The sequence below is a fragment of the Paratractidigestivibacter sp. genome, from assembly GCF_052362415.1.
Classification (GTDB): domain Bacteria; phylum Actinomycetota; class Coriobacteriia; order Coriobacteriales; family Atopobiaceae; genus Paratractidigestivibacter.
The window spans coordinates 1-3,190 of sequence record NZ_DAWEMK010000051.1 but is presented as its reverse complement, the minus strand read 5'-3'; the positions used below and the strand labels follow the sequence as shown (position 1 = coordinate 3,190).

Below are 3,190 nucleotides of genomic sequence, written 5' to 3'. Positions count from 1 at the left end.
CCCGAAGATCATCGAGTGGCTGCGCGAGCGCGGCACGCTGATCCTCCACGAGGACATCAACCACAGCTACCCGCACTGCTGGCGCTGCAAGCAGCCGGTCATCTTCCGCGCGACGAGCCAGTGGTTCGTCTCGATGGACAAGCCCATGACCGACGGCCGCTCGCTGCGCGAGGAGGCCACCGAGGCGCTCTCGCACGTCGACTTCTACCCGGCGCACGCCATCAAGCGCATCGGCTCCATGGTCGAGGGCCGTCCCGACTGGTGCATCTCCCGCCAGCGCAACTGGGGCGTGCCGATCCCGGCCTACACCTGCCAGGACTGCGGCGAGACCGTCATGAACGACGACACGCTCGATAAGGTCATCGAGCTCTTCCGCGAGAAGGGCTCCGACGCCTGGTTCACCGACGCGCCCGAGAGCTATCTGGGCGACGCCTGCGTCTGCCCGAAGTGCGGCGGGCACCACCTCAAGGCCAACAAGGACATCCTCGACGTCTGGTGGGACTCCGGCGTCTCGCACACCGCCGTGTGCAAGCACCGCGACTACCTCGCTTTCCCGGCCGACATGTACCTCGAGGGCTCCGACCAGCACCGCGGCTGGTTCATGAGCTCGCTCATGACCTCGGTGGGCGCCTACGGCACGGCACCGTACAAGTCCGTGGTCTCCCAGGGCTTCACCCTGGACGGCCAGGGCCGCAAGATGTCCAAGTCCCTCGGAAACGTCATCGACCCGAACGCCGAGTGCGACACCCGCGGCGCCGACGTCATGCGCCTGTGGGTCGCCTCCGTCGACACCTCCAACGACGTCCCCTGCGACGACACGATCCTCGCGCACGTCGGCGAGGCCTACCGCAAGATCCGCAACACCCTGCGCTTCCTTCTCGGCGAGATCGAGGGCCAGTTCGACCCCGCGACCGACGCCGTGGCCCTCGACGAGCTCACGGCCTACGACCAGCTCACGCTCGCCCGCATGTGCCAGGTCCACCAGACCGTGACCGAGGCCTACGACGGCTACCGCTTCAACGTTGTCTACCGCAACCTCTACGACTACGTGACCGAGCTCTCCAACGGCTACCTCAACGCCACCAAGGACCGCGTCTACTGCGGCCAGAATGACGGCTTCGAGCGCCGCAGCGCGCTCACCGTCTGGGCGCAGATCCTGAGCATGCTCGTCCACGACCTCCAGCCGATCCTCGCCTTCACCTGCGACGAGGCCATGGCCTTCCTGCCCGCCTCCATGCGCGACGGCCAGGTGCGCGCGGCGCTGCTCGACTGGTACCAGGCTCCCTGGACCACCGACGAGGCCGCCCAGAAGCTCGCGGCTTACGAGCAGCTCACGGCCGCCCGCGACGCATTCACCAAGGCCTTCGAGGAGGCCAAGGAGTCCGGCGCCGTCACCGAGAACACGAGCCAGGCCGCGCGCGCGGCGCTGACCCTCACCGCCGACGCCGCCCAGGCGCTCGCGGGCGTCGACCTCGCCGAGGTCTTCGTCTGCTCCGCCGTCGAGGTCTCCGTGGGCGACGAGCTCGCCTGCTCCGTCGCTCCCGCCGACGGCCAGAAGTGCCCGCGCTGCTGGAACTACCGCCAGCTCGGCGCCGACGGCCTGTGCTGCCGCTGCCACGACGCCGTGGTCGCCCAGGAGTAGCCGCTTGGCCGCGCCGCTCAAAACCACGCCCGTCTCCCGCCGCCTCGGCACCCTCGCCGGGGCGGCGGCCCTCGTGGTCGCGCTCGACCAGCTCGTCAAGGTGTGGGCGCGCGCGTCTCTCGTCCTCGGCAGCCCCGTGACGCTCATCCCGCACGTGATGGACTTGAGCCTCGTGTACAACACGGGCGCGGCCTTCTCGATGGGGGAGGGCAAGGGGCTGCTCTTCGTGCTCATCGCCGTCGCCATCGCCGCCGGTTGCGCCGTCCTCGCGTACAAGGAAGATACCCTCCCGTTACCGCTCGCGGCCACGCTCGGCTGCGTTGCCGGCGGCGGCATCGGCAACGCGATCGACCGCGTCGTCGCCGGCCGCGTCACGGACTTCTTTGCCACCACGTTCATGGACTTCGCCGTGTTCAACGTGGCGGACATCTTCATCACCTGCGGCGTCCTCGTCGCCTTCGTGCTGTGGTGCCGCTGGGACCGCGCCCGCGAGGCGGCGGAATCCGCCCAAGCGGAGGCATAGATGGCCGCGCGCATCGTGAACCTGCTCGTGGGGCCCGAGTCCGACGGCATGCGCCTGGACGCCTTCCTCGCCACGGCCGACGGCATGCCCTCGCGCTCCGCCTGCGCGAAGCTCGTCGAGAACGGCGCCGTCCAGATCAACACCTGCCCCGCTACCTCCAAGTCCGAGAAGGTCCTGCTCGGCGACCGGGTGCGCGCCGAGGTAGACGAGCCCGACGCGGCCGAGGCGCCCGGCCTTTTGGCCCCCAACCCCTACATCCCGCTGGACATCCGCTTTGAGGATGAGCATCTGCTCGTCATCTCGAAGCAGGCGGGGCTCGTCTGCCACCCCAGCCCGGGGCACATCGACGACACCCTGGCGAACGCCCTCGTGGCCCATTGCGGCTACGGGCACCTCGGCATGCTCCAGGGGGAGGAGCGCCCCGGCATCGTGCACCGCCTCGACATGGACACCTCCGGGCTCATGGTCGCCGCGAAGGACGACGAGACCCAGAAGGCGCTCCAGGACCTCATCCGCATGCGCGTGCTCGACCGCCGCTACATCACGCTCGTCCAGGGCTACATGGCCCGCGACGAGGACACCATTGTCACGGGCATCGCCCGCTCCACGCGCGACCGCCTGCGCATGACGGTCTCCGACGCGCCCGGCGCGCGCGAGGCCATCACCACCTACCGGACGCTCGAGCGCTTCGAGGCGGGGCGTCGCGACGAGGGCTACAGCCTCATCGAGTGCCACCTCTACACCGGGCGCACCCACCAAATCCGCGTCCACATGCGCCACGTCGGCCACCAGCTCGTCGGCGATCAGCTCTACGGCCGCGGGGACGACCGTGCCAACCTCGGGCTGCGCCGTCAATTCCTCCACTCTTGGACCATCGGCTTCGACCATCCCGCGACCGGCGAGCGAATCGAGCGTCGCGACCGCCTTCCCGAGGACCTACTCGCTATACTTGAACAGATAAAGGAGCGCTCGATGGGGCGCACCGAGGCCGGCGAGCAGATCTGCCCGCTGCTCGGCTGCGACGA

Annotated in this window: 3 protein-coding genes; all 3 read left to right on the top strand. The window is 69.2% G+C overall.

Going from position 1 to position 3,190, the window contains the following annotated elements; genetic code table 11:
* A partial coding sequence (locus tag ACT84W_RS06435) for a class I tRNA ligase family protein (RefSeq protein WP_444328610.1) occupies positions 1–1,642 on the top strand: 1,642 nt, incomplete at its 5' end.
* Positions 1,643–1,646: 4 nt separating this feature from the next.
* Entirely contained in the window at positions 1,647–2,165 is a 519-nt protein-coding gene (gene lspA, locus ACT84W_RS06430; RefSeq protein WP_444328609.1) for a signal peptidase II, read from the top strand.
* The coding region (locus ACT84W_RS06425; RefSeq protein ID WP_444328608.1) for an RluA family pseudouridine synthase at positions 2,166–3,190 on the top strand (1,025 nt) is incomplete at its 3' end.